Source organism: Micromonospora sp. WMMD754 (assembly GCF_049315235.1).
In the GTDB taxonomy this organism is placed as follows: Bacteria; Actinomycetota; Actinomycetes; order Mycobacteriales; family Micromonosporaceae; genus Micromonospora; species Micromonospora sediminicola.
The window spans coordinates 4,253,261-4,274,950 of record NZ_CP186058.1 but is presented as its reverse complement, the minus strand read 5'-3'; the positions used below and the strand labels follow the sequence as shown (position 1 = coordinate 4,274,950).

Below are 21,690 nucleotides of genomic sequence, written 5' to 3'. Positions count from 1 at the left end.
CGCGGTCCCGGGCTCGACGTCGTACGGTGGCGGTTCAGCGACCGCCGCGCGCCTTGCGGGTGGCGGTGTCGTTGGCCTTCTCGATCGCCTTCACCAGCTCCGGCTTGGTCATCCGCGACCGGCCGCGCACGTCCAGCTTCTTCGCCACCTCCATGAGGTGGTCCTTGGTGGCGTTGGCGTCCACGCCGCCGGCCGTGGGCGCGCGGCGGGCCGGTCCACCGCCGGCGGCCTGCTTGTCGCTCGGCCCCTTGCGGCCCTTCGGCTCCCAGTGGTCGCCGACCTTCTCGAACTCGTGCTTGACCGCGGCGAAGGCGGCGCGGTGCGCCCGCTCCCCCTCGCCGTACGTCTCGACCGCCGAGTCGTGCGTCTTCTCCCAGGTCCGCTGCGCCTTGGCCGGGGACCGCTTCAGCGTGCTGGGCAGCACCTCACGCCCGGGCATCTCGTCCACCTCCGTCTCGATCGGGTGTCCCCTGTCGTTCCCTTTCGCTCCGGGGACAAACCGGCGCACGGTTTGTCGATTTCCGCCGTGGGGTACCGCCGGGCCACGCCCGGTGGCGCGGCCGGCGCGTGGAGGAGGCGGTCATGACGGCGACGACACCACCCGCGGTCGGTGACCGGCCCCGGTCCCGCTTCCCGCGACGCATCCGTCAACTGAACTGGCGCACCTGGCGGGGCGTGCTGGTGCGCAGCGGCCAGGGCTTCGTCAAGGACAACTGCGCCGACTGGGCGGCCGCGCTCACCTACTACGGGGTGCTGGCGCTCTTCCCGTCCACGGTCGTGGTGGTGGCGTTGGTCGGGCTGGTCTCCGACGGTCCGCGCACGGTGGACACCGTGATCGACTTGGCGCGCGAGATCGGCGCCGGCTCGGTGGTCGGCAACGACGCGTTCGTCGGCGTGGTGCGCAACGTGGTCGAGCAGCAGGGGTCGGCGAAGGTGCTGCTGAGCTTCGGTCTGCTCGGCGCGCTCTGGTCCGCCTCGGGCTTCATCGGCGCGTTCACCCGGGCCTCCAACGCGATCTACGGGGTCGAGGAGGGACGGCCGTTCTACCGCCTGCGCCCGCTGCAGATCGGCATGGCCGCGATCACCCTGCTGCTGCTCGCGGTCGTGGCGACCGGGCTGATCGTCAGCGGCCCGGTCACCGACGCGGTGGGTGACCTGCTGCACGCCGGCGCCCTGGCCCGGACCACCTGGTCGGTGACGAAGTGGCCGCTGCTGGCCCTGGTCGCGATGACGTTGCTGTCGCTGCTGTTCTGGATCGCGCCGAACGTGCGTCAGCCCCGTTTCCGCTGGCTCACCCCCGGCGGCGCGCTGGCGCTGCTGGTGTGGGTGGCGTCCTCCTTCGGCTTCGGCCTCTACGTGGCCAACTTCGGTTCCTACGACGTCACCTACGGCAGCCTCGGCGCGGTGATCGCGTTCCTGGTCTGGCTCTATCTGTCGAACTGCGCGTTGATGCTCGGCGTGCAGGTCAACGCGGAGCTGCAACGGGGCCGGGCGATGCAGGCCGGGGTGGACGAGCCGGCCGATCCGGTGCTGCCGCCGCGCGCGCCGGCCGACTGAGACCGGCCGCCCGGTTCCGCCCCGGGTGACCGGGTCCCCCGACCCGCGCCGGTTTACCGGCGATCCCCCGGGGCATGTCTGTGGGCATGGAACGTGGCAGCAGCAAGCACTCGCCCAGGGTCGACGATCAGATGAGCAGCGAGGTCAGCGGTCTCGTCCAGGGGCCGGGCACCGGGGGCTCGCGGGTCGACGAGTTCCGCGTCCCCGAGCCGGCCGGCGAGGACCAGCCCGAGGCCACCACGGCCCCGGCCGGAGAGCTGCGCACCGGCGCTCCGCAGGGGATGAGTTCCCAGGACGTGGAGGCGCGCAGCCGCCTCGGCCGGTTCATCGGCATGGCGGCGCTGCCCGGCGACCGCGACACGCTGGTGGCCAACGCCCGGGAGAACGAGGCGCCCGCGGACGTCGTCGCGGCGCTGGAGAGCCTGCCGGAGGGCACGCGTTACCAGACGGTTTCCGAGGTGTGGGCCGCACTCGGGCACAAGAACGAGACGACGCGCTGGTGAGCGGACCGGCCCACGGTCCGCACCACGACACCGGCGGAACAGGAGGAACCCCGACATGAGCGGCGTTATGGAACACGTGGACGTGGACGTCCCGATCCGGACCGCGTACGACCAGTGGACCCAGTTCGAGGAGTTCCCGCACTTCATGGAGGGCGTGCAGGAGGTCCGGCAGCTCTCCGACACGATGACGCACTGGACCGTGGAGATCGCGGGGGTCAAGCGCGAGTTCGACGCCGAGATCACCGAGCAGCTGCCGGACGAGCGGGTCGCCTGGCGCTCCACCGGGGGCACCCAGCAGGCCGGCGTGGTGACCTTCCACCGCCTGGACGAGGGGCACACCCGGGTCACGCTGCAGATGGAGTTCGAGCCGCACGGCGTGGTCGAGCAGGCCGGCGACAAGCTGGGCGTGGTCGACCGCCGGGCCAAGGGCGACCTGGCGCGGTTCAAGACGTTCATCGAGCGGCGCGGTCAGGAGACCGGCGCCTGGCGCGGTGAGGTCGACCGGCCGACTCCCTGAGTCCCCGCTTCCCCCCGTACCGAAGCTTCGATGGCCGCCGGCTCGCCCGGCGGCCATCACGCTGTCCGGCGGCCGTTTGCGATCATTCCGCCCGGGTACCGCAGGGAAATGACCGACAACGACCGCCACGTGTGGCGCGACGAGGACCGCACTCCCCTGCACGAGCTTGACCAGGCGATCGCCCGGTCGACGCTGGACGGCCAGGCCGACGACGCCACCGGCAACGACGCCGGCGAGGAGGCCGCGTTCGGCCACGGTCCCGAGGCGGTGGACCGGGGCGCCGGCCCGGAGGCCGAGCGGCGGGAGATGACCGACGCGGACCGGGCGTACCGGCCGTCGACCACCGGCCGGACCGGGCCGGACACCATGTGAGGCGCCGGCTCCGGGGGCCGGAAGCTACCCGGAGCCGGTCACCCTACGCTCGACCGAAACGACAAAAAGTGAGGTACGGGCGGTCGGGAAAACGGACAGCCCATCCAGAATCGGCCGAACGGCTGACGGCACTCCCCCCGTGGCGCGTAAGACTTTCGGGATGGATCAGGGCTCCGCTTTCCTCTCCACCCGTCAGCGCCGCCTCGCCTGGTTGGGCTTCCTGCTCGCCGCCGTCCAGGCGCCGGTCGCCGCGAAGTTCACCGACGACAGCTCCTGGCTCTTCAGCCTGGTGGTCGCGTTGATGGTCGCGACCGTGATCATCGCCGACGACGGCGCGCGCCGCCGTCCGGCCGACGCGCGCTCCTCGGACTGACTCCTCGCTACGCCGGGCGCGCCTCGTGCCCCGGCCGGCCCCGGGTACGGCGGCGCTCCTTCATCTCCGCCTCGTAGAGGTGCCGCCGACCGCCGACCAGGTCGTCCCGGGCCTGCCGGTCCATCTCCCGGAACAGCGCGTAGTAGCCGTCGTCGAAGTCCTCGACGATCTGGAAGGTCCACCGCCCGGCGATGACGTTGCGACCGAGCAGGTCGCGGTCGATCCGCTCGGCGAGGGCCGGGTGCCCGGCGGAGCGGAACAGCTCCACCGCGTCGTCCAGCATCAGGTCGGCGTGGCCGATCAGCTGGTGCAGTTCGTAGAGGTGGCCGCGGGCCCGCTCGACGCACTCCAGGGCCTCGCTGAGCTTGCCCAGCGCCTCGACCGTGGCGTCACTCACCCCGTCCGGGCGGCGGTGCGCCCGGTCCGGTCCGTCGTGCGGCTGTCCCATCCTGTTCCTCCACGGGCTCGCTGCGCCGTCCGCGCGGTTTCCTTCTGCCCCGGGACGGGCGGCTCAATCCCGCCGGACGACACCGCCGGTCACCCGGCCGATCCGGGCATCGGCCGGTCGGCCGAGGTCACCCCGCTCCCGCCGGGGCTAGCCTCGGTCACCATGCGCGTGCCGAACAACCGGGTCGCGACCCCCTCCGCGGCGGTGGCCGCACGGTCGACCCTCACCACGCTGACCACCGCCGTCGGCACCGCCGGGCTCGCCGCGGCCTTCGCGAACCCCGGGCTGCTCGCCGAGGTCGACCAGCACGCCGCCGGCGTACGCGACAGCCTGCACGGCGACCGCCGGCCGCTGAGCGTGGCGGCGCTCGCCGGCTATGCCGAGGGGCTGCGCGACGCGGCGACGGAGCACGGCTGGACGCCCCCGGAGGGGCCGGTCGACTGGTCGGCGCCGGGCTGGTTGCTCACCCGCCTGCTCGCGGTCTGCCTGCTGGCCCGCGCGCTGGACCCGCGACACCTGGCCTGAGGCACGGCGACGGGGTGTCCGCGATCGCCCCGCGAACACCCCGGTCATCCGCCTCCGTCAGCCGTTGGGCCGGCGGAACTGCTGCGTCTGGTCGCCCGACTGCCCGGAGCGGTAGGTGCCCGCCCCCGACATCGACTCCGGCCCGGTCGGGGTCGGCTGTCCGCCCCGGTCGGCCATCTGCCGCTCGTAGTCGCCGCGACCCGCCTGCTGCGCCTGCCGCTGCTCCCGGAACGCCCGGGACTCCTCGGCGGCCCGGTGCAGCCAGCCGTCCCAGCGGTCCTGCATCGGCTTGATCAGACCACCGCCGACACCCACGATCAGGATGCCCGCCACGGTGGCGAGGAAGGCCACGAGCACCGGTGTGGTCACCGTGGTCGCGATGCCCACCTGGTTGAGCGCGGCGATGATGCCGAGCGCCAGGATGAAGATCGCGGTCACGTCGGCCAGCACCCGGCCGTACGAGAGCCCGCCGAGCGCGCCGGAGACCAGGTCCCGGACGGCGTTGGCGATGGCGGCGGCGATCACCACGATGACGATCGCCACGAAGGCCCGCGGCAGCCAGGACACCACCCCACGGATCAGGTCGCTGATCGCGTTGGGCCCCCACACGCCGAAGGCGAACTGCAGGGTGAACAGCAGGACCGCGTAGTAGGCCAGTCTGGCCAGGATGTCGCTGGCGTCGTACCTGGTGCGTTCGAGGGCGCGTTTGATCCCGCCGCGTTCCACGGCGCGGTCGAACCCGACCCGTTCCAGTGCCGCGTCCACGATTTTGAGGACGGCTCGGGCGATGAGCCAACCCACCACGAGGATCGCGATGAACGCGATGGCCCTCGGTACGAAGAGCAGCACCGACCTCCAGAAGTCGGTCCAGGCCGCACCGATGTCGACCTGACCGACCGCGAGGGTTTTCGGCATGATGTCCCTCCTGTCGCGTGAACTGCGCCGCCCGCATACCCGATGACCTCGGCAGCACGCCGAGCCGGACCCGGCCAATTTCCCGACATGCCCTGCCGAACCGGACCTGACCTGCACTAACGTCCGGCCGCCCGAGGACCGGGGGCGGCTCGGGCCACACGATCGGAACCGGACCGCCACGCTCCGGTTAGGCTGCGGTCATGCCAGGCACCGTCGGTCGGGTTCCCACGCCCTCCGTCCCCACTCCGGGAGCGCCCGCCGGCCCGGTCGCCACCGGGCCGGCCGCCGCGACCGCCCACCCGTGGGCCGACACGCCGCTGGGCGCGCCGGAGAACTGGGACCCCGCGGTCCGCGCCGTGATGGACGTGGTGCTGGACTCGCCGGTGCCGATGGCGCTGCTTCTCGGCGACGACCTCGTCCTGCACTACAACGAGGGGTACGCGGAGCTGATCGGCGACCGCCACCCGGACGCGCTCGGCCGGCCGGCGGCGGAGGTGTTCGCCGAGGTGTGGCGGGAGGCCGGCGCCGGCGAGGCGCTGGAGCGCGTCTACCGGCGGGGCGAGCCCTTCCTGGAGCGGGAGGCGGTGCTGCCGGCCGACCGGCAGGGCGGGGGCCCGGCCGAGCCGGCCGTGTTCACCCGCGGCCACTCCCCGGTCCGCGACTCCACCGGCCGCATCGTCGGCGTGCTCACCGTGTCGGCGCAGACCACCCAGCTCACCCAGCAGCTGCAGAGCCTGAGCGACTTCGCCGCGGCGCTCTCCGGCACGCTCACGTTGGACGACGTGGCCCGGGTGACGCTGCGCTACTGCCTGCACTCGTTCGACGCCGACCGGGTCTCCCTCGCGGTGGACGAGGGCGCCGCGTGGCGGTTGGTCCGGCGCATCCGGGGTGAGCTGCTCGACGAGGCCGACGAGCGACTGCCCCCGCTGTGGCGTCGGATCGGCGCCGACTCGGCGCTGCCGGCGGTGGTGACGGCGCGCAGCGGTGTGCCCTCGTTCGCCGCCGACGGGCAGCCGCTGCGCGACGTCGCGGCGGACCGGCACGACGAGAAGATCCGGGCGCTCGCCGCGCTGCCGCTGCGCTCCTCGGTGATCCGGGGCGCGCTCACCGTGGGCTACCAGGCGCCGCGGCCCTGGTCCCCGGCGGAACGGGCGCTGCTCGCCGCGTCGGCCGAGCTGATCGGCCAGGCCGCCGAACGGGCCCGCCGGTTCGAGACCCAGCACGGCACCGCCCAGTTGTTGCAGCGCAGCATGCTGCCGGAGCAGCTGCCCGACCTGCCCCGGCTGCGCATCGCCGCCCGCTACGAACCGGGCGTCGACGGCAACGCCGCCGGTGGCGACTTCTACGACGCGTTCCTGCTGCCCTCCGGCGCGCTGGGCGTGGTCCTCGGCGACGTGGCCGGCCACGACGTGCAGGCCGCCGCCCGGATGGGTCAGGTACGCGCCGCGCTGCGCGCGCTCGCCCTGTCCGACTCCCGCCCGGACGCGGTGCTCGGCGGGCTGGACCGGCTGGTCGGGAGTCTCGGCACCGAGGGCGGCACGCACGAGCTCTTCGTGACCGTGGTGTTCGGCGTGGTCGACGTGGACCGCGAGGTGCTCACGCTGAGCAGCGCCGGTCATCCCGCGCCGCTGATCCGGCGCGGCGGTCCCGACGCCGACGCCGAGTTCGTCGAGGTGCCACCCGGCCCGCCGCTGGGCCTCGGCGGCCGGGCCCGGACGGTCACCGTGCCGTTCCGTCCCGGCGACACGCTGCTGCTCTACAGCGACGGGGTGGTGGAACGACGCTGGCAGGACCTGGCGAGCGGGCTGGCCGGGCTGGGCGCGGCGGTGAGCGCCGCGAGCAGTGGCGACCCCCGCGCGCTGTGCGCGGTCGCGACCGCCGCCGTGCCGGGCGCGACCGAGGACGACGTGGCCGTGCTGGCGGTGGAGCACGCGGTCCGGCCCAGCCGGTCGGCCGGCATGGAGGTGCCGGCCGAGCCGACCGCGCCGAGCCGGGTCCGGCACTGGCTGACCGCCCAGCTCACCGAGTGGCAGGTCCCCGAGGCGGTGGTCGGCGCCGCGGTGCTCTGCACCAGCGAGCTGACCACCAACGCGCTGCTGCACGCCGGCACCGCCGCCCGGGTGGAGATCGACCTCAGCGCGGAACGCCTGCTGGTCTCGGTCGCCGACTCCGGCACCCGGGGGCAGGTCACCCGGGCCCAGACCGACACGCTGAGCAGCCGTGGCCGTGGGCTCGGCCTGATCGAGGAGCTGAGCGACGCCTGGGGCACCGACCCGACGGTGCGGGGTTCGACGGTCTGGTTCGAGATCCTCATCCCCGGGGGCGGGTCACGCGTCGACGCCGCCGCGGCGGGGTAGGAGGCACCCATGGCCGACGACACGCGCCGCGGCGTCCTCTTCGACGTGGACGGCACCCTGATCGACTCCACCTACCTGCACACGGTGAGCTGGTGGGAGGCGCTGCGTCAGGCCGACCACCGGGTGCCGATGGCCCGGATCCACCGGTCCATCGGCATGGGCTCGGACAAACTCCTCGACCACCTGCTCGGCGCCGAACGGGACCGTGACGCCGACGGCCGGCTGCGCGACGCGCACGACGCGCTCTACGCCGAGTACTGGGAGCGGCTGGCGCCGTTGCCCCGGGCGCGGGAGCTGCTGCACGCCTGCGCGGAGCGCGGGTTGCGGGTGGTGCTGGCCACCTCGGCCGCCGCGCACGAGGTGACCGCGCTGCGCGCCGCGCTGGACGCCGACGAGGTGATCGACACGGTCACGTCCTCCGCCGACGCGCAGGAGAGCAAGCCGGCGCCGGACATCCTCGAGGCGGCGCTGGACCAGTCCGGGCTGACCGCCGACCGGGTGGTCTTCGTCGGCGACTCGGTCTGGGACGTGGCCGCCGCCGGCAAACTGGACATCCCCTGCATCGGCCTGACCTGCGGCGGCACCGGCCGCGCCGAGCTGGCCGGCGCCGGGGCGGTGGCGGTGTACGAGGACCCGGCGGACCTGCTGGACGCCCTGCCCGAGAGCGCGATCGGCACCCTCGGCTGAACCGCCGCCGAACTCGGCCGCACCGCCAGGCTTAGCCCGACCCCCGACGGGGCACTGCTGGCACCACCGCCCGGCCCACGGGCGGCCGAAAGGTGGTGCCGTGGAACCGGTCGATGTCGCGTTCGCTCTGCTGGGCGTCGGTGCGCTGCTGGCGGGGATCCTGCCCCGGATGCTGGAGAAGCGACCGCTGTCCATGCCGATCGCGTTCCTCGGGCTGGGCATGCTGGTCTTCCTGCTGCCGACCGGGCTGCCCACGCCGGATCCGCTGCGCTCACCGGAGTTGACCACCCACCTCACCGAGGTGGGAGTCATCGTCGCCCTGATGGGCGCCGGCCTGAAGATCGACCGGCCGTTGAGCTGGGCCCGCTGGTCGTCGACCTGGCGGCTGTTGGCCATCGCCATGCCGCTGTGCATCGCCGCCGTCGCGCTGCTCGGCTGGTGGTGGGCCGGCCTGGTGCCCGCGGCGGCGCTGCTGCTCGGCGCGGCGCTCGCCCCGACCGACCCGGTGCTCGCCTCGGACGTGCAGGTGGGCGAGCCGACCGACGCGGAGGACTCGGAGGACGAGGTGCGCTTCGCGCTCACCTCCGAGGCGGGCCTCAACGACGGCCTGGCCTTCCCGTTCGTCTACGCCGCCATCGCGATCGCCACCACCAGCCTCGCCCCCTCGGACTGGCTGGTCCACTGGCTGAGCGTCGACGTGGTCTACAAGCTCGCCGTCGGTGTGGGCGGCGGGCTGCTGGTCGGCTGGTTGCTCGGCAAGCTGTTCTTCCGCGCCCCGAGCACGCTGCGGCTGGCCCGGCACTCCGAGGGCTTCCTCGCCCTGGCCGCGACGTTCCTCGCGTACGGGCTGGTCGAGGTGGTCGGCGGCTACGGCTTCCTGGCCGTGTTCGTGGCCGCGCGGGCGATCCGGGCCGCCGAGCGCACCCACGAGTTCCACTCGGTGCTGCACGACTTCGCCGAGCAGGTGGAGCGGCTGCTCACCGTGTTGTTGCTGCTGCTCTTCGGCGGCGCCGTGGCCACCGGTCTGCTCGCCCCGCTCACCTGGCCGGCGGCGCTGGTCGGGCTGGCCCTGGTGCTGGTGATCCGGCCGCTGGCCGGCTGGCTGTCGCTGCGGGGCGCGCCGGGCTGCGCCACCGAGCACTGGGTGATCTCGCTGTTCGGCATCCGCGGTGTCGGGTCGTTCTACTACCTGGCGTACGCCACCAGCAAGACCGACTTCCCGCAGGCGGAACTGCTCTGGGCCACCGTCGGCCTGGTGGTGGTGGTCTCGGTGGTGGTGCACGGCGTCGCCGCGACCCCGGTGATGCAGCTGCTGGACCGGGCCGGCGAGCGTACCCGCGACGGCGCGGAGGAGGGCCGGGCCGCGCAGCCGGTGCTCGACGGCGCCCGGGGCTGACCCGCCCGGGGTCAGCCGGCGCGCAACCGGTCGGCGAGCGCGCGACCCAGGTCCCGGCCGGACCGCCAGGCGCTCTGCACCCGGGGCCGCCCGAACGCGTCGCCGGCCAGACCGATCCCGTCGGCGTCCAGGTGGTACGTCCCGCCCTCGGCCACCCGCACCGGCCGGGCGTACGTCCACCGGTGCACGTGGGTCGACATGGCCGGCTCGGGCAGGCCGAGCAGGTCCCGCACCGCCTGTTCGACGGCCGGCCGGGCGGCGGTGGGTTGGAGCAGGTGCCCGGCGGCGAACTCGGCGGTGGTGTGCGCGACCAGCACCGGGGCCCCGTCGCCGCGCCGGTCGCCGTCGTCGCAGACCAGGCTCAGCACCGGGTGGTCGTTGACGAACGCGCCCCGGAAGTCGGGCCAGCGACGGGACGGGAAGTGCAGCACGGCGGAGAGCGTGGACGCCCAGCGTTGCGCCGCCACCGCCCGGGTGGCCTCGGCGAACGCCGGGTCCAGCAGCAGGGCGGCCTGCGGCCCGGGCATGGCGAGCACCACCGCCTCGGCCGCCCGCCCGTCCACCCGGGGTCCCGGCTCGACGGTCATGACCAGCCGGTCGTGGGTCACCGGAAGGTCGGCGGCCAGGTGTTCGACGAGCGAGCGCAGCCCGCGCGGGGCGGCCCAGCGCACCGGGCCGGTCACCTCCTCGCGCCCGCGCGGCCCGTACGCGACCAGGGTGTCGGTCCACTCCCGCACCAGCCCGGCGGCCTGCCAGTCGGCGACCACGGCGGCGAAGTCCGGATCGTCGACGGTGAAGTAGGCGGCGCCCAGGTCGGCGGGGCGGCCGTCGAAGCGCTTGCTGGCCATCCGCCCGCCGGTCACCCGACCGCGCTCCCGGACCTCCACCGGCACGCCGGCGCGGACCAGCTCGGTCGCGCACGCCACCCCGGCGATCCCCGCGCCGACCACCACCACACCCGCCCGGTCCGCCGTCATGTCGTGATCGTAGGCGGCGGACGGCATGAACCGGCCGGCACGGGGGTAGTGGAACACCTGTTCGAGGAGAGGTGATCAGCATGACCGACCGCAACAACAACCCGGACGCCGCCGTCAAGGACCCGGACGACTGGGTGACCGGCGACGAGCCGCCGACCGCGGCCCAGGAGTCCTACCTGCACACCCTGGCCCAGGAGGCGGGCGAGCCGGTGCCGGACGGGCTGACCAAGGCCGAGGCGTCCCGCCGGATCGACGAGCTCCAGGCGGAGACCGGCCGGGGGCGCTGAGGTCAGCGCGGGGGCAGGCGGTGCAGCTCGACCCGGTCGAGCCGCCCCGCCGCCACCCGCGCGGTCAGATAGGTCGCGTACGGCTGGGCCCGCCGGTCGGTCGGGGAGCCCGGGTTGAGCAGACGCGGCCCGCCCGGCGCGACGCTGTCCCACGGGATGTGCGAGTGGCCGAACACCAGCAGGTCGCGGTCGCCGTACGCGGCGGCGCAGCGCTCCTCGCGGCGGGTCTTCGGGCCGGTCTCGTGCACCACCGCGACCCGCAGCCCGTCCAGCTCGACCCGGGCCACCTCGGGCAGCCGGGCGCGCAGCGGCGGGCCGTCGTTGTTGCCGTACACGCCGACCAGCCGGCGGGACCGGGCCTCCAGGGCGTCCAGCAGCGACTCGTCCACCCAGTCGCCGGCGTGCAGCACCACGTCGGCCGCGTCGACCGCCGCCCACAGCGCGGCCGGCAGGTCCTTCGCCCGCTTCGGCACGTGCGTGTCCGCCATGATCACCAGGTCCATCCCCCCATCCTCCCCCACCCCTCGCCACCGGACCGCGATCAAGGAGTGCGCGACGACGCGGTCTCGTTGATCAACCCCCGGGGCCGGTGGGCCTAGGATGAGGGGGTGGGCGAGGTCGGCGGGCTGCTGCGGGAGTGGCGGACCCGGCGGCGGCTCAGTCAGCTCGCGCTCGCCCACGAGGCGGAGATCTCCCCCCGGCACCTGAGCTTCCTGGAGACCGGGCGCTCCGCGCCCAGCCGGCAGATGGTGCTCCGGCTGGCCGAGCACCTGGACGTGCCGCTGCGCGACCGCGACCAGCTGCTGCTCGCCGCCGGCTACGCGCCGGTCTACCCCCGACGCGCCCTCGACTCCCCCGAGCTGAGCCGGGTCCGCGCGGCGGTCCGACTGGTGCTGCGGGCGCACGAACCCTGGCCCGCGGTGGCGGTGGACCGACGGTGGCGGCTGGTCGACGGCAACGCGGCGGTGCCGGTGCTCACCGCCGGCGCGGCGCCCCACCTGCTGCGGCCGCCGGTGAACGCGCTGCGGCTGACCCTGCACCCGGACGGGCTGGCGCCCCGGGTGCTCAACCTCGGGCAGTGGCGGGCGCACCTGCTGGCCCGGCTGCGCCGGCAGGCGCAGCTCACCGCCGACCCCGATCTCACCGCGCTCCTCGACGAGCTGCGCGGCTACCCGGGCGGGGCCGGGCCCGAACCGGTCGAGCCGGGGCCGGGTGACGTGGTGGTGCCGCTGCGACTGCGGCACGGCGACGGCGTGTTGACCCTGCTCAGCACGGTGTCCACCTTCGGCACCCCGCTCGACGTCACCGTGGAGGAGCTGTCCATCGAGACGTTCCTGCCCGGCGACGACGCCACCGCCGCCGCGTTGCGCGCCGCGGCGGCGGCCTGAGCGCCGCTCAGGCGCCCTGGCCCTGGTTCTGCATCAGCCCACCGTCCATGAAGTAGGTCGACCCGGTGACGTAGTCGGCGTCGTCGCTGGCGAGGAAGACGGCCAGCTTGGCGATCTCGGACGGCTGCGCGGCCCGCTTCCAGGGGATGCTCTGCACCTGCTCCTCCAGGTACTTCGGGTCGTCGATCGCCTCCTGGTTGAACGGGGTGAGCACCATGCCCGGGCCGATGTTGTTGACGTTCATCCGCATCGGCGCGACCTCCAGCGCCAGGCTCTTGGCGAACTCCAGCATCGCGCCCTTGCTGGTGTCGTAGTCGGCGCCGCCGGCCCGGGCCACCTCCTGGTGGATCGAGGTGATGTTGATGATCCGACCGCCGCCGCCCTGTTCCTTGCGGTGGCGCACGAAGCGCCGGGAGCAGAAGAACGTCCCGTAGACGTTGGTCCGGATGCACCGGTCCCACGTCTCGGTGTCCAGATCGGCGACCGGGATGCCGGAGGCGTCCACGCCGGCGTCGTTCATCAGCACGTCCAACCGGTCGAACTCGGCCAGCGCCTCGTCGAACATGGCCTCGACCTGGTGCTCGACGCTGATGTCGCCCTGCACCACCACGGCCCGGCGACCGACCTTCTCGATCTCGGCCCGGGTGTGGTTGGCCCCGGCGTGGTCGTGCAGGTAGTGCACCACCACGTCGGCGCCCTCCCGGCCGAACTCGATCGCGGTGGCCTGCCCGATGCCCGAGTCCGAGCCGGTGATCAGGGCGGTCTTCCCCGCCAGCCGTCCGGTCATCCGGTTGCTCCCTCCGTGTGGGCCGCGCCGGTCGGCACGGCCGCTCGTTCGCCGGCGCGTCGCGCCACGGCGTCGGTGATCCGGCCCGCGGCGATGATCAGGCCGATGTGCGAGAACGCCTGCGGGAAGTTGCCGAGCTGCTCGCCGGTGGCCTGGTCGATCTGCTCGGCGTAGAGGCCGAGGTCGTTGGCGCGGGCGGTGAGCTGCTCGAACATCTGCCGGGCCCGGTCGATCTCGCCCGCCTCGGCGCGGCAGGCGGCCAGCCAGAACGAGCAGATCACGAACCCGGCCGGGTCGTCGTCCCAGCGGCGCAGCAGCCCGTCCCGGGACAACCGCCGCTCGACAACGTCCATCGTGGCGCGCATCCGCGGGTCGTCGGCGGGCAGGAAGCCGACCAACGGCATGATCAGCACCGAGGCGTCCAGGTCGTCGGAGTCGAACGCGCCGGTGAACGCGCCGACCCGCTCGTTCCAGCCCCGGTCGAGCACCACCGCCCGCACCTCGTCCCGGGCGGCGGCCCACCGCGCCACGTCGGCGGGCTCGCCGATGCGTGGTCCGAACCGCACGGCGCGGTCCAGCGCGGTCCAGCACTGGACCTTCGACGAGACGTAGTGCCGCTCCGCGTCGCGCGCCTCCCACATCCCGGCGTCGGGCCGGTGCCAGTCGCGTACCGCCTGGTCGGCCAGCGTGTGCAGCAGGTGGCGGACCTCGGGCGACATCGGGTCGAGGTAGTGCCGCATCAGCCAGGCGGCGTCGAGCACCTCGCCCAGCACGTCGTTCTGTCGCTGCCGCCACGCGTCGTTGCCGACCAGCACCGGCCGGCTGCCCTCGTAGCCGGCGAGATGGTCGAGGTCGTGCTCGGTGAGGTCCCGCTCCCCCTCGACGCCGTACATGATCGGCACCGGGGCGTCGCCGATCCGGCCGATCGCCCGGGCCACCCAGGTGAACTGCCGGTCCGCCTCGTCAGGGCAGGCGGCCCGCCAGAGCGCCTGGAGGGTGAGGCTGAAGTCGCGGAGCCAGACGAAGCGGTAGTCGTAGTTGCGGTCCCCGCCGATCTGCTCCGGCAGTGAGGCGGTGGCCGCCGCGACGACCGCGCCGCTCGGCCCGTACGTCATGCCCTGCACCACCATCGCGCTGCGCCGGACCTGGTCGCGGTACTCGCCCCGGTAGTCGTGCAGGTCCGCCCAGGAGCGCCAGCCGGTGACCGCGTCGGCCACCACCCGCGCGGCGTCGGGCAGCTCCGGGTCGGTGCCGGAGTACGTCGGGGCGTACCCCAGGGTGAACCGGTGGGTGCTGCCGGCGCGGGCGGTGAACCGCCCGACGGCGGCCGCGTCGGTGAGGTTGAGCGGAACGTCGGCACGCAGGTCCAGGCGGCACACGCCGGCCGCCGCGCTGATCACCCCGTCGCGTTCGACGAGGTAGGCGCGGACCCGGCCGTACTCGAAACGCGGCACGTAGTCGGTCCGCATCGGCACCTCGCCGCTGAGCCCCTCGACCACGCGGGCGAGCACACGCGGCGGTCGCAGCCCGATCTCGTGGCCGCGCGCGCCGGGCTCCAGCGCCAGCGTGTCGGTGACGGCCACCGTGCCGGTCGAGGTGGTGAACACGGTACGCAGGACCAGCGTGTCGTCCAGATAGGAGCGGGTGCTGGTGAACTCGCCCTCGGGACGGACGCTCCAGTACCCCGCGTCGCCGCCGAGCAGCCGGCCGAAGACCGACGGCGCGTCGAACCGGTGCGGGCACCACCAGTTGATCGCGCCGGCCCGGTCCACCAGCGCCGCGCTGCACCCGTCGGCGAGGAAGCCGTGCTCGCTGATCCGTCCGGTCCGCACGGTCGTGGCTACCCGCCCGGGCCGGAGCCATGCCTGGCCGTATCCGTGCCGTCCGCCGCGTTACCGCCCGCCGCCGACGGGAACGCGGCGGGTCGACGAAGGAGGATGCTCATGACCAGACCCTCGACTCCGACCGCGGCCTGGCGACCCGGAATGCCGGGCGGCGACAACCTCCCGTCCGGCCCGGGCGGTCGCCCGACGCCGCCGAGCGGGGACGGGCACGGGCCGCAGGCCGGTGCGCCGACCGTCACGATCGGCTCGTACCCGGACTATCCGTCCGCCCAGCGCGTGGTGGACTATCTGGCCGACAACCGGTTCCCGGTGGAACGGACCTCGATCGTCGGCACGAACCTGACGCTGGTGGAGACCGTGATGGGGCGGCTCACCACGGGGCGGGCGGCCCTGCTGGGCGCCGGCACCGGCGCCTGGTTCGGCCTGTTCATCGGGTTGCTGTTCGGCATCTTCACCGCGGGCAACTGGTTGGCGGTGATCCTGGTCGGGCTGGTCATAGGCGCGATCTGGGGTGCCGTGTTCGGCGCGGTCGCGCACGCCATGACCGGTGGGCAGCGCGACTTCACCTCGGCCAGCTCGCTGCGCGCCGGCCAGTACGCGGTCACCGTGGAGGCGGAGGTGGCGGAGCAGGCGCGGCAGCTGCTGGGCCGGATGCACCTCACGCCGACCGGCGCCACCGCCCGCTGAGCGGCGCGACACGGCGAGGGAGGGCCCGCTGCGGGTCCTCCCTCGGCGCGTCAGTCGTGGTAGGCCCGCTCGCCGGCGCGCAGCGGCACGTCGACGCGGTTCTCCGGCGGGGCGAGCGGGCAGGCCCACCGGTCGTCGTAGGCGCAGCTCGGGTTGTAGAGGTAGTTCGCGTCCAACCGCACCCGGCCGCCGGGCAGCACCGTCAGGCCGCGGCCGAACGTGCCCTTGACCGTGTCGGTGAGGTACCGACCCCCGCCGTACGCCCCGTCGCCGCAGGTGGCGTCGCGCACCGGCAGGAACAGCCCACCCCCGTACGCCTCGATCCACCAGAGCGTCAGCGGCCCCCAGGGGGTCTCGGCGACCGCCACCCGGCGGTAGGAGACCACCCCGTCGGGGCCGCCGGTGTCGATGCTCAGCTCGCCCGAGGCGGGCCGCAGCGGCGCCTCGACCACGGCGTCCGGGTCGGGCGGGAACCAGCGCAGCCCGGTGAAGCCCGGCCGGTCGTCCGGCGGCACCGGGCTGCTCGGGTGGGTGCGGAACAGCTCGTCCCGGGCCGCCCGGAAGCCGTCCAGGTCGAGGTCCGAGAGGTAGAGCCGGGCCACCTTCTCCCGCCAGTCGAGCACGTCGAGATCGTCCATACCCCCGACCCTAGTCGGGTGGTCAGTTCAAATTTCGACCGACACCTCATGCCAGCTCTCTGAGACCCGCTCCGCCGCGCAGCAAGGCACTTGTTTAAATTTTAAATAGTGCTACTCTCGGAGCCATGACGGAGAGCCTGGACGCGGAGCGGACGGCCTGCTGGCGCGCGTACATCGAGTCGAGCCAGCGGCTGTTCACCCAGCTGGAGGACGACCTGCGCACGGACAGCGACCTCAGCTTCGCCGACTACCACGTGCTGGTGCTGCTCTCCGAGGCGCCCGGGCAGCGCCTGCGCATGGGTGAGCTGGCCGACCGGCTGGTCTTCTCACCGAGCCGCCTGACCTACCAGATCACCACGATGCAGAAGCGCGGCCTGGTGGCCAAGGAGTCCTGCCCGGCCGACCGGCGCGGCAGCGAGGCCGTCCTCACCGCGACCGGGCTGCTGGCCCTGCGCGAGGCCGCGCCGCACCACCTGCGCTCCGTGCGCACCCACCTGATCGACGACCTCGACGACGCCGAGGTCGCCTGCCTCACCCGGGTCTTCGAGCGGCTCGGCCGGCGCCTGCGCGCCGACCGCACCGCGTCGTCCACCCCGGCCGACAACTAGGGAGCCCGCGATGCCCGCGATCACCGTCGACGACGTCCTCGTCCTGCCCCGCCTGCCGAGGCTGGACGAGTCCACCACCTACCGCCCGGTCCGCCGGGTCACCACCGCGCCCAGCGGCTACGAGGGCGAGGGCTTCCCGGTCCGCCGGGCCTTCGCCGGGGTCGCGATGACCGACCTGGACCCGTTCATCCACCTCGACCAGATGGGCGAGGTCGACTACGCGCCCGGCGAGCCGAAGGGCACCTCGTGGCACCCGCACCGGGGCTTCGAGACGGTGACCTACATGATCGACGGGATCATGGACCACCAGGACTCGACCGGTGGCGGCGGCACCATCACCGACGGCGACACTCAATGGATGACGGCCGGCAGCGGCCTGTTGCACATCGAGGCGCCGCCGGAGCACCTGGTGATGAGCGGAGGGCTGTTCCACGGCCTCCAACTCTGGGTCAACCTGCCCCGGGTGGCCAAGATGAGCGCGCCCCGCTACCAGGACATCCGCGGCCGGGAGTCGGCGCTGCTGACCACGCCCGACGGCGGCGGCCTGATCCGGGTCATCGCCGGCGAGGTCGCCGGGCACCGCGGCCCGGGCTCGACGCACACGCCGATCACCATCGCGCACGTCACGTTGCAGCCCGGCGCGGAGCTGAGCCTGCCCTGGCGGCCGGACTTCAACGCGCTGGTCTACGTGCTGGCCGGCCGCGGCACGGTCGGCACCGACCGGCGGCCGATCCACCTCGGCCAGCTCGCCGTGCACGGGCCCGGCGACGCGCTGCGGATCACCGCCGACCGGACGCAGGACGGCAACACCCCGGCGCTGGAGCTCTACCTGATGGGCGGGCAGCCGATCCGCGAGCCGGTGGCCCACTACGGCCCGTTCGTGATGAACACCCGGGCCGAGCTGATCCAGGCGGTCGAGGACTTCCAGGCCGGCCGGCTCGGGGTGATCCCGAGCGGACGGGTGCCGCACAGCGACGGGCAGGGCGACCGGCCCTGACCTGCTACGGGCGCCCCGGTCCACCGGGGCGCCCGGGCGCGGTCTCAGGAGACGGCGAAGATACCGGCCACGCCGAGGATCACCATCAACAGCACCGCCACCAGCGCACCCCGCTCCCCCTCCACCGCCTGGTCGCGGTCGTCGGTCACGGTGTTCGTCGTCTCGGCGGGCATGTCGGTGCCTCCTCGGTTTCGCGTTCCAGGGGTCCGGGGTACCCCAGGCGCGTGCCACCGCCGCCGACCTGCTGCGTCGTGGTGCGGGGCCCGTCCGGGGGTCCTACCGTGTGAGGACGTCGTCGACCTCGGGAGGCTGGAACGTGACCCTGCGGGACTGGTTCCTCACCGCACAGGAACGCGCCAACCCAGGCTCAGAATTACCCGTCTGGACGAGCGGAAACCTCGCCGAGCCGTTGATTCACGGTGCCGCGTACTTCGACCGGCTGGTCCGGGAGGTGGAGGCGCTGACGGCCGGTGACCACCTGTTCTTCACCGACTGGCGGGGCGACCCGGACGAGCGGATGCGCCCGGACGGCCCCACGGTGGTGCAACTGTTCGCGCAGGCCGCCCAGCGCGGGGTGGTCGTCAAGGGCCTGCTGTGGCGCTCCCACCTCGACGCGCTCTCCTACAGCGAGGAGGAGAACCGCGACCTCAGCGAGGCCGTCTGCGCGGCCGGCGGCGAGGTGCTGCTCGACCAGCGGGTCCGGCGCGGCGGCTCGCACCACCAGAAGCTCGTCGTGCTGCGCCATCCCGACGACCCGGAACGCGACGTCGCGTTCGCCGGCGGCATCGACCTGTGCCACAGCCGGCGCGACGACGCGACCCACGCCGGCGATCCGCAGGCGGTGGCCATGTCCCCGCGCTACGGCTCGACGCCGCCCTGGCACGACGTCCAGCTCGCGCTGCGCGGGCCGGTGGTCGGCGCGCTGGACACCACGTTCCGCGAGCGCTGGACCGACCCGATGCCGCTGGACTCGGAGAACCCGATGGCCTACCTGCGGGACCGGCTGCGCGGTTCGGACCTGCGCCCGGACCCGCTGCCCGACCAGCCCGCCGACCCGCCGCCCTGCGGGCCGCACCACGTGCAGGTGCTGCGCACCTACCCGGCGGTGCGTCCGCGCTACTCCTTCGCGCCGGACGGCGAACGCACCGTCGCCCGCGGCTACACCAAGGCGGTACGCCGGGCGCGCCGGCTGATCTACCTGGAGGACCAGTACCTCTGGTCGAACGAGGTGGCCGAGCTGTTCGCCCAGGCGCTGCGCGAGCACCCGGACCTGCACCTGGTGGCGGTGGTTCCCCGGCACCCGGACGTCGACGGCCGGCTCGCGCTGCCGCCGAACATGGTGGGCCGGGAGCAGGCGCTGTCGCTCTGCCACCGGGCCGCCCCGGACCGGGTGCACGTGTTCGACGTCGAGAACCACGAGGGCACCCCGGTGTACGTGCACGCCAAGGTCTGCGTGGTGGACGACGTCTGGGCCAGCGTGGGCAGCGACAACTTCAACCGCCGCTCCTGGACCCACGACAGCGAGCTGTCCTGCGCGGTGCTGGACGACACCCACGACGAGCGGTCGCCGGCCGACCCGGCCGGGCTGGGCGACGGCGCCCGGGTCTTCGCCCGCGACCTGCGGCTGCGGCTCTGGCGGGAGCACCTGGACCGCGACCCCGACGGCACGCAGGACGACGACCTGCTGGACCCGGCGGAGGCGGTGGCGGCGATCACCGCCGCGGCCGAGGAGCTGGACCGCTGGCACGCCGCTGGGCGGGTCGGCCCCCGACCGCCCGGCCGGTTGCGGCCGCACCTACCGGAGCGGCTGCCCTGGCGTACGCGGCTCTGGGCGCTGCCGGCGTACCGGCTGGTCTACGACCCGGACGGCAGGCCGCTGCGCGCCCGGCGCGCCGGCACCTGGTGAAGGTCCCCCGCCTCGTCCGGCACCTTGGGGCGGGCGGGATAGGCGAACGACACCCGGGGCGAGTAGAAGCCCCAGCAGACGTGCAGCGGGTTGGCCGGCCGGAGCGCGTAGACCGGGTGCTCCGGCGCCAGGAACTCCACCGACTCGACCTCGAACGGTGACACCGGCTCGGCCACGTAGGGGTAGTCGGTCACGATCAGCTCGCCGTCGCGACGGGTGAGGTAGCGGTGGTGCCCGTTGTGCGCCTCGGTGCCGGTGTGCCCGACGCGGGCGGTGACCCGGATCAGCGGCCGGCCGTCGGCCCGGGTCTCCGCGGTGAGCCGTCCGCCGCGTACCTCCAGGTGGGTCTCGCCGTCGGTGGCCGGGGCACCGCGGGCGGCGGCGTACTGCCGGACCCGGGGGCTGGAGGCCAGGTAGTGCGTCCACCAGCCGCCCGGGGTCTCGCCGTCCGGCGCGTCCATGTCCGCCAGCGAGACACCGAGGAAGGTGAGCGAGTAGGCGCCGAAGCCGGAGGTCTGGGTCCCGTCGTCGACCACGTACTGACAGAGGAAGACCTGCCGCTGCGGGTGCGCCCGGAGGCCGGTCGGCACCAGCGCCTCCGCCGCGCCGGGGTCCGCCGGGATCCAGCTGAACAGCAGCGTCGGGGCGTTGATGACGAGTTGCGGCGCGGCGGGATCGAGCACGGTGCCTCCGTAGACGTGTACCTACGGACGCTACGGGCGGTCCCGTTGGTGGGACAACGACGGAAAGGCGACACTTCGACCGACTGTCGGGTTCTGCGTTGACCGGTCGGATCGAGCGGGCCGACCGACCGGACATGGGCCACCGCTGCGCGATATGCCCCGATCCAGGCCGTTGATACCCCGATAAGCCTTAAGTACATCATACTTTCGGCTAGATTTCTGTCCGCCGGTCAGGCTAAGGTGGCTTTCGAACGGACCAACTGAAGCTAAACCTAAGCGTCTCTTCTTTTTTTCCGCGGACGAGGTGCAGGGAGGACCACCATGACCGCCCACACGATCAGTGCTCCGGCGACATCCGCGCCGGCCGGCTCCGCGAAGCTCGACCCCCGCGCGCTCACCGACAGCGCCGCCGACCTGCTCGCCGCGATGGCCGCGCTGCCCGCGAACCACCCGTCGCGACCGGCCCTGCGCGACCGCGCCATCGAGGCCTGGCTGCCGCTGGCCAACCACCTCGCCCACCGCTACAGCGGGCGGGGCGAGCCCAACGACGACCTGGCGCAGACCGCCGCGATCGGCCTGATCAAGGCGATCGACAAGTTCGACCCGTCCCGCGGCGTCGACTTCGCCGGTTACGCCATCCCGACCATCATCGGCGAGCTGAAGCGGCACTTCCGCGACCGCACCTGGGACATCCGGGTGCCGCGCCGGCTCCAGGAGCTGCGGCTGGCGATCTCCGACGCCAACAGCACGCTGCTGCAGACCCTCGGCCGCTCGCCGACGGTCGCCGACATCGCCGCCCACCTCAAGCTCACCGAGGAAGAGGTGCTGGAGGGCCTGGAGGGCGCCCGCGCCTACAACGCGGTGTCGCTGTCCACCCCGACCGGGGACGGCGAGCGCGCCACCGAGCTGGGCGACCTGCTCGGCGGCGAGGACGGCGAGTTCGAGCTGGCCGAGATGCGGGTCGCTCTCGGCCCGGCGTTGGCCACCCTCGACCAGCGCGAGCAGAAGATCCTCACGCTGCGCTTCTACGGCAACCTGACCCAGTCGCAGATCGCCGAGCAGATCGGCGTCTCGCAGATGCACGTGTCCCGGCTGCTGGCCCGGGCGCTGACCAAGCTGCGCGGGCAGCTCGACGGAACGTACTAGGGGGGTGGCGGCGGCCGGGTCGGCGGGCCCGGCGTCGCGAGCCACCCGGCCCGGTCGGCGGTGCGCCGGCCGGGCCGTTCCGCGTCCGGGCC

26 protein-coding genes are annotated in these 21,690 nt (G+C 73.8%); 16 read left to right on the top strand and 10 right to left on the bottom strand.

Features of this window, described 5'->3' with window-relative positions; genetic code table 11:
• Positions 1-34 precede the first annotated feature (34 nt).
• A complete protein-coding gene (locus ACN27B_RS20645; protein WP_091583766.1) occupies positions 35-439 on the bottom strand; it encodes a ChaB family protein in 405 nt (134 codons plus the stop codon).
• Positions 440-582: 143 nt separating this feature from the next.
• Between ACN27B_RS20645 and ACN27B_RS20640 the strand changes: the two genes are divergently transcribed.
• From ACN27B_RS20640 to ACN27B_RS20620, 5 genes are all read left to right on the top strand, one after another.
• Positions 583-1,557, top strand: a complete 975-nt coding sequence (locus ACN27B_RS20640) for a YihY/virulence factor BrkB family protein (protein WP_422741299.1) — start codon at positions 583-585, stop codon at positions 1,555-1,557.
• A gap of 86 nt (positions 1,558-1,643) precedes the next feature.
• Complete coding sequence (locus tag ACN27B_RS20635) at positions 1,644-2,060, top strand: DUF2795 domain-containing protein (protein WP_099164666.1); 417 nt, start codon at positions 1,644-1,646, stop codon at positions 2,058-2,060.
• 55 nt (positions 2,061-2,115) lie between these two features.
• Positions 2,116-2,577, top strand: a complete 462-nt coding sequence (locus ACN27B_RS20630) for an SRPBCC family protein (protein WP_091578334.1) — start codon at positions 2,116-2,118, stop codon at positions 2,575-2,577.
• Positions 2,578-2,685: 108 nt separating this feature from the next.
• Positions 2,686-2,949: a hypothetical protein gene (locus ACN27B_RS20625; RefSeq protein WP_091578336.1), complete on the top strand. Its 264-nt coding sequence runs from the start codon at positions 2,686-2,688 to the stop codon at positions 2,947-2,949.
• 160 nt (positions 2,950-3,109) lie between these two features.
• Complete coding sequence (locus ACN27B_RS20620) at positions 3,110-3,322, top strand: hypothetical protein (protein WP_091578338.1); 213 nt, start codon at positions 3,110-3,112, stop codon at positions 3,320-3,322.
• Between the two features lie 7 nt (positions 3,323-3,329).
• Here the strand turns inward: ACN27B_RS20620 and ACN27B_RS20615 are convergent, their stop codons facing one another.
• Positions 3,330-3,770, bottom strand: a complete 441-nt coding sequence (locus tag ACN27B_RS20615) for a hypothetical protein (RefSeq protein ID WP_099161616.1) — start codon at positions 3,768-3,770, stop codon at positions 3,330-3,332.
• A gap of 162 nt (positions 3,771-3,932) precedes the next feature.
• On the opposite strand from ACN27B_RS20615, the gene ACN27B_RS20610 reads away from it, so the two are divergent.
• Positions 3,933-4,295 carry a DUF6401 family natural product biosynthesis protein gene (locus tag ACN27B_RS20610; RefSeq protein WP_099161617.1) on the top strand — a complete coding sequence of 121 codons (363 nt, stop codon included), beginning with the start codon at positions 3,933-3,935 and terminating at the stop codon, positions 4,293-4,295.
• A 57-nt stretch (positions 4,296-4,352) separates the two neighbouring features.
• On the opposite strand, the gene ACN27B_RS20605 is transcribed toward ACN27B_RS20610, so the two are convergent.
• A complete protein-coding gene (locus ACN27B_RS20605) occupies positions 4,353-5,210 on the bottom strand; it encodes a mechanosensitive ion channel family protein (protein WP_099161618.1) in 858 nt (285 codons plus the stop codon).
• A gap of 200 nt (positions 5,211-5,410) precedes the next feature.
• On the opposite strand from ACN27B_RS20605, the gene ACN27B_RS20600 reads away from it, so the two are divergent.
• From ACN27B_RS20600 to ACN27B_RS20590, 3 genes are all read left to right on the top strand, one after another.
• On the top strand, positions 5,411-7,567 hold the full coding sequence (locus tag ACN27B_RS20600) for an ATP-binding SpoIIE family protein phosphatase (RefSeq protein ID WP_422741298.1): 2,157 nt from the start codon (positions 5,411-5,413) through the stop codon (positions 7,565-7,567).
• A 9-nt stretch (positions 7,568-7,576) separates the two neighbouring features.
• On the top strand, positions 7,577-8,254 hold the full coding sequence (locus ACN27B_RS20595; RefSeq protein ID WP_099161620.1) for an HAD family hydrolase: 678 nt from the start codon (positions 7,577-7,579) through the stop codon (positions 8,252-8,254).
• 100 nt (positions 8,255-8,354) lie between these two features.
• The gene (locus ACN27B_RS20590; RefSeq protein ID WP_099161621.1) at positions 8,355-9,650 is read left to right on the top strand and encodes a cation:proton antiporter; all 1,296 of its coding nucleotides are present in this window, start codon (positions 8,355-8,357) and stop codon (positions 9,648-9,650) included.
• A gap of 11 nt (positions 9,651-9,661) precedes the next feature.
• Here the strand turns inward: ACN27B_RS20590 and ACN27B_RS20585 are convergent, their stop codons facing one another.
• A complete protein-coding gene (locus tag ACN27B_RS20585) occupies positions 9,662-10,627 on the bottom strand; it encodes an NAD(P)/FAD-dependent oxidoreductase (RefSeq protein WP_396821231.1) in 966 nt (321 codons plus the stop codon).
• An 80-nt stretch (positions 10,628-10,707) separates the two neighbouring features.
• Between ACN27B_RS20585 and ACN27B_RS20580 the strand changes: the two genes are divergently transcribed.
• On the top strand, positions 10,708-10,914 hold the full coding sequence (locus tag ACN27B_RS20580; RefSeq protein ID WP_099164667.1) for a DUF3072 domain-containing protein: 207 nt from the start codon (positions 10,708-10,710) through the stop codon (positions 10,912-10,914).
• Between the two features lie 2 nt (positions 10,915-10,916).
• Here ACN27B_RS20580 and ACN27B_RS20575 read toward each other — a convergent pair whose 3' ends face one another.
• Positions 10,917-11,417 (bottom strand): metallophosphoesterase family protein, encoded by a 501-nt coding sequence (locus ACN27B_RS20575; RefSeq protein WP_422741297.1) that lies wholly within the window; start codon positions 11,415-11,417, stop codon positions 10,917-10,919.
• A gap of 105 nt (positions 11,418-11,522) precedes the next feature.
• On the opposite strand from ACN27B_RS20575, the gene ACN27B_RS20570 reads away from it, so the two are divergent.
• On the top strand, positions 11,523-12,302 hold the full coding sequence (locus ACN27B_RS20570) for a helix-turn-helix transcriptional regulator (protein ID WP_099161624.1): 780 nt from the start codon (positions 11,523-11,525) through the stop codon (positions 12,300-12,302).
• A 7-nt stretch (positions 12,303-12,309) separates the two neighbouring features.
• Here ACN27B_RS20570 and ACN27B_RS20565 read toward each other — a convergent pair whose 3' ends face one another.
• Together ACN27B_RS20565 and ACN27B_RS20560 are read right to left on the bottom strand one after the other, a co-directional pair.
• Positions 12,310-13,089: a glucose 1-dehydrogenase gene (locus ACN27B_RS20565; protein ID WP_091578364.1), complete on the bottom strand. Its 780-nt coding sequence runs from the start codon at positions 13,087-13,089 to the stop codon at positions 12,310-12,312.
• Positions 13,086-14,921 carry a glycoside hydrolase family 15 protein gene (locus tag ACN27B_RS20560; protein WP_422741296.1) on the bottom strand — a complete coding sequence of 612 codons (1,836 nt, stop codon included), beginning with the start codon at positions 14,919-14,921 and terminating at the stop codon, positions 13,086-13,088. The genes ACN27B_RS20565 and ACN27B_RS20560 overlap by 4 nt, the downstream gene beginning before the upstream one ends.
• 111 nt (positions 14,922-15,032) lie before the next feature.
• On the opposite strand from ACN27B_RS20560, the gene ACN27B_RS20555 reads away from it, so the two are divergent.
• Complete coding sequence (locus ACN27B_RS20555; protein WP_091578369.1) at positions 15,033-15,620, top strand: general stress protein; 588 nt, start codon at positions 15,033-15,035, stop codon at positions 15,618-15,620.
• 50 nt (positions 15,621-15,670) lie between these two features.
• On the opposite strand, the gene ACN27B_RS20550 is transcribed toward ACN27B_RS20555, so the two are convergent.
• On the bottom strand, positions 15,671-16,258 hold the full coding sequence (locus ACN27B_RS20550) for a DUF1684 domain-containing protein (protein ID WP_396821227.1): 588 nt from the start codon (positions 16,256-16,258) through the stop codon (positions 15,671-15,673).
• A gap of 125 nt (positions 16,259-16,383) precedes the next feature.
• Between ACN27B_RS20550 and ACN27B_RS20545 the strand changes: the two genes are divergently transcribed.
• Together ACN27B_RS20545 and ACN27B_RS20540 are read left to right on the top strand one after the other, a co-directional pair.
• Entirely contained in the window at positions 16,384-16,866 is a 483-nt protein-coding gene (locus ACN27B_RS20545; RefSeq protein ID WP_091578374.1) for a MarR family winged helix-turn-helix transcriptional regulator, read from the top strand.
• Between the two features lie 10 nt (positions 16,867-16,876).
• Entirely contained in the window at positions 16,877-17,863 is a 987-nt protein-coding gene (locus ACN27B_RS20540; protein WP_099161627.1) for a pirin family protein, read from the top strand.
• A gap of 44 nt (positions 17,864-17,907) precedes the next feature.
• Here the strand turns inward: ACN27B_RS20540 and ACN27B_RS20535 are convergent, their stop codons facing one another.
• Positions 17,908-18,036: a hypothetical protein gene (locus tag ACN27B_RS20535; RefSeq protein WP_255292629.1), complete on the bottom strand. Its 129-nt coding sequence runs from the start codon at positions 18,034-18,036 to the stop codon at positions 17,908-17,910.
• A 143-nt stretch (positions 18,037-18,179) separates the two neighbouring features.
• Between ACN27B_RS20535 and ACN27B_RS20530 the strand changes: the two genes are divergently transcribed.
• Entirely contained in the window at positions 18,180-19,769 is a 1,590-nt protein-coding gene (locus ACN27B_RS20530) for a phospholipase D family protein (RefSeq protein WP_422741295.1), read from the top strand.
• On the opposite strand, the gene ACN27B_RS20525 is transcribed toward ACN27B_RS20530, so the two are convergent.
• A complete protein-coding gene (locus ACN27B_RS20525; RefSeq protein ID WP_355522433.1) occupies positions 19,718-20,452 on the bottom strand; it encodes a hypothetical protein in 735 nt (244 codons plus the stop codon). The two genes, ACN27B_RS20530 and ACN27B_RS20525, sit on opposite strands and share 52 nt — an antisense overlap.
• A gap of 321 nt (positions 20,453-20,773) precedes the next feature.
• On the opposite strand from ACN27B_RS20525, the gene ACN27B_RS20520 reads away from it, so the two are divergent.
• The gene (locus ACN27B_RS20520) at positions 20,774-21,598 is read left to right on the top strand and encodes a SigB/SigF/SigG family RNA polymerase sigma factor (protein ID WP_099161630.1); all 825 of its coding nucleotides are present in this window, start codon (positions 20,774-20,776) and stop codon (positions 21,596-21,598) included.
• The last annotated feature ends 92 nt before the right edge of the window (positions 21,599-21,690 follow it).

Coding starts and splice junctions, on each gene's coding strand:
- ACN27B_RS20645 (WP_091583766.1), bottom strand. CDS start 439: ATGCCCGGGCGTGAGGTGCTGCCCAGCACGCTGAAGCGGTCCCCGGCC.
- ACN27B_RS20640 (WP_422741299.1), top strand. CDS start 583: ATGACGGCGACGACACCACCCGCGGTCGGTGACCGGCCCCGGTCCCGC.
- ACN27B_RS20635 (WP_099164666.1), top strand. CDS start 1,644: ATGGAACGTGGCAGCAGCAAGCACTCGCCCAGGGTCGACGATCAGATG.
- ACN27B_RS20630 (WP_091578334.1), top strand. CDS start 2,116: ATGAGCGGCGTTATGGAACACGTGGACGTGGACGTCCCGATCCGGACC.
- ACN27B_RS20625 (WP_091578336.1), top strand. CDS start 2,686: ATGACCGACAACGACCGCCACGTGTGGCGCGACGAGGACCGCACTCCC.
- ACN27B_RS20620 (WP_091578338.1), top strand. CDS start 3,110: ATGGATCAGGGCTCCGCTTTCCTCTCCACCCGTCAGCGCCGCCTCGCC.
- ACN27B_RS20615 (WP_099161616.1), bottom strand. CDS start 3,770: ATGGGACAGCCGCACGACGGACCGGACCGGGCGCACCGCCGCCCGGAC.
- ACN27B_RS20610 (WP_099161617.1), top strand. CDS start 3,933: ATGCGCGTGCCGAACAACCGGGTCGCGACCCCCTCCGCGGCGGTGGCC.
- ACN27B_RS20605 (WP_099161618.1), bottom strand. CDS start 5,210: ATGCCGAAAACCCTCGCGGTCGGTCAGGTCGACATCGGTGCGGCCTGG.
- ACN27B_RS20600 (WP_422741298.1), top strand. CDS start 5,411: ATGCCAGGCACCGTCGGTCGGGTTCCCACGCCCTCCGTCCCCACTCCG.
- ACN27B_RS20595 (WP_099161620.1), top strand. CDS start 7,577: ATGGCCGACGACACGCGCCGCGGCGTCCTCTTCGACGTGGACGGCACC.
- ACN27B_RS20585 (WP_396821231.1), bottom strand. CDS start 10,627: ATGACGGCGGACCGGGCGGGTGTGGTGGTGGTCGGCGCGGGGATCGCC.
- ACN27B_RS20580 (WP_099164667.1), top strand. CDS start 10,708: ATGACCGACCGCAACAACAACCCGGACGCCGCCGTCAAGGACCCGGAC.
- ACN27B_RS20575 (WP_422741297.1), bottom strand. CDS start 11,417: ATGGACCTGGTGATCATGGCGGACACGCACGTGCCGAAGCGGGCGAAG.
- ACN27B_RS20565 (WP_091578364.1), bottom strand. CDS start 13,089: ATGACCGGACGGCTGGCGGGGAAGACCGCCCTGATCACCGGCTCGGAC.
- ACN27B_RS20555 (WP_091578369.1), top strand. CDS start 15,033: ATGACCAGACCCTCGACTCCGACCGCGGCCTGGCGACCCGGAATGCCG.
- ACN27B_RS20550 (WP_396821227.1), bottom strand. CDS start 16,258: ATGGACGATCTCGACGTGCTCGACTGGCGGGAGAAGGTGGCCCGGCTC.
- ACN27B_RS20545 (WP_091578374.1), top strand. CDS start 16,384: ATGACGGAGAGCCTGGACGCGGAGCGGACGGCCTGCTGGCGCGCGTAC.
- ACN27B_RS20540 (WP_099161627.1), top strand. CDS start 16,877: ATGCCCGCGATCACCGTCGACGACGTCCTCGTCCTGCCCCGCCTGCCG.
- ACN27B_RS20535 (WP_255292629.1), bottom strand. CDS start 18,036: ATGCCCGCCGAGACGACGAACACCGTGACCGACGACCGCGACCAGGCG.
- ACN27B_RS20520 (WP_099161630.1), top strand. CDS start 20,774: ATGACCGCCCACACGATCAGTGCTCCGGCGACATCCGCGCCGGCCGGC.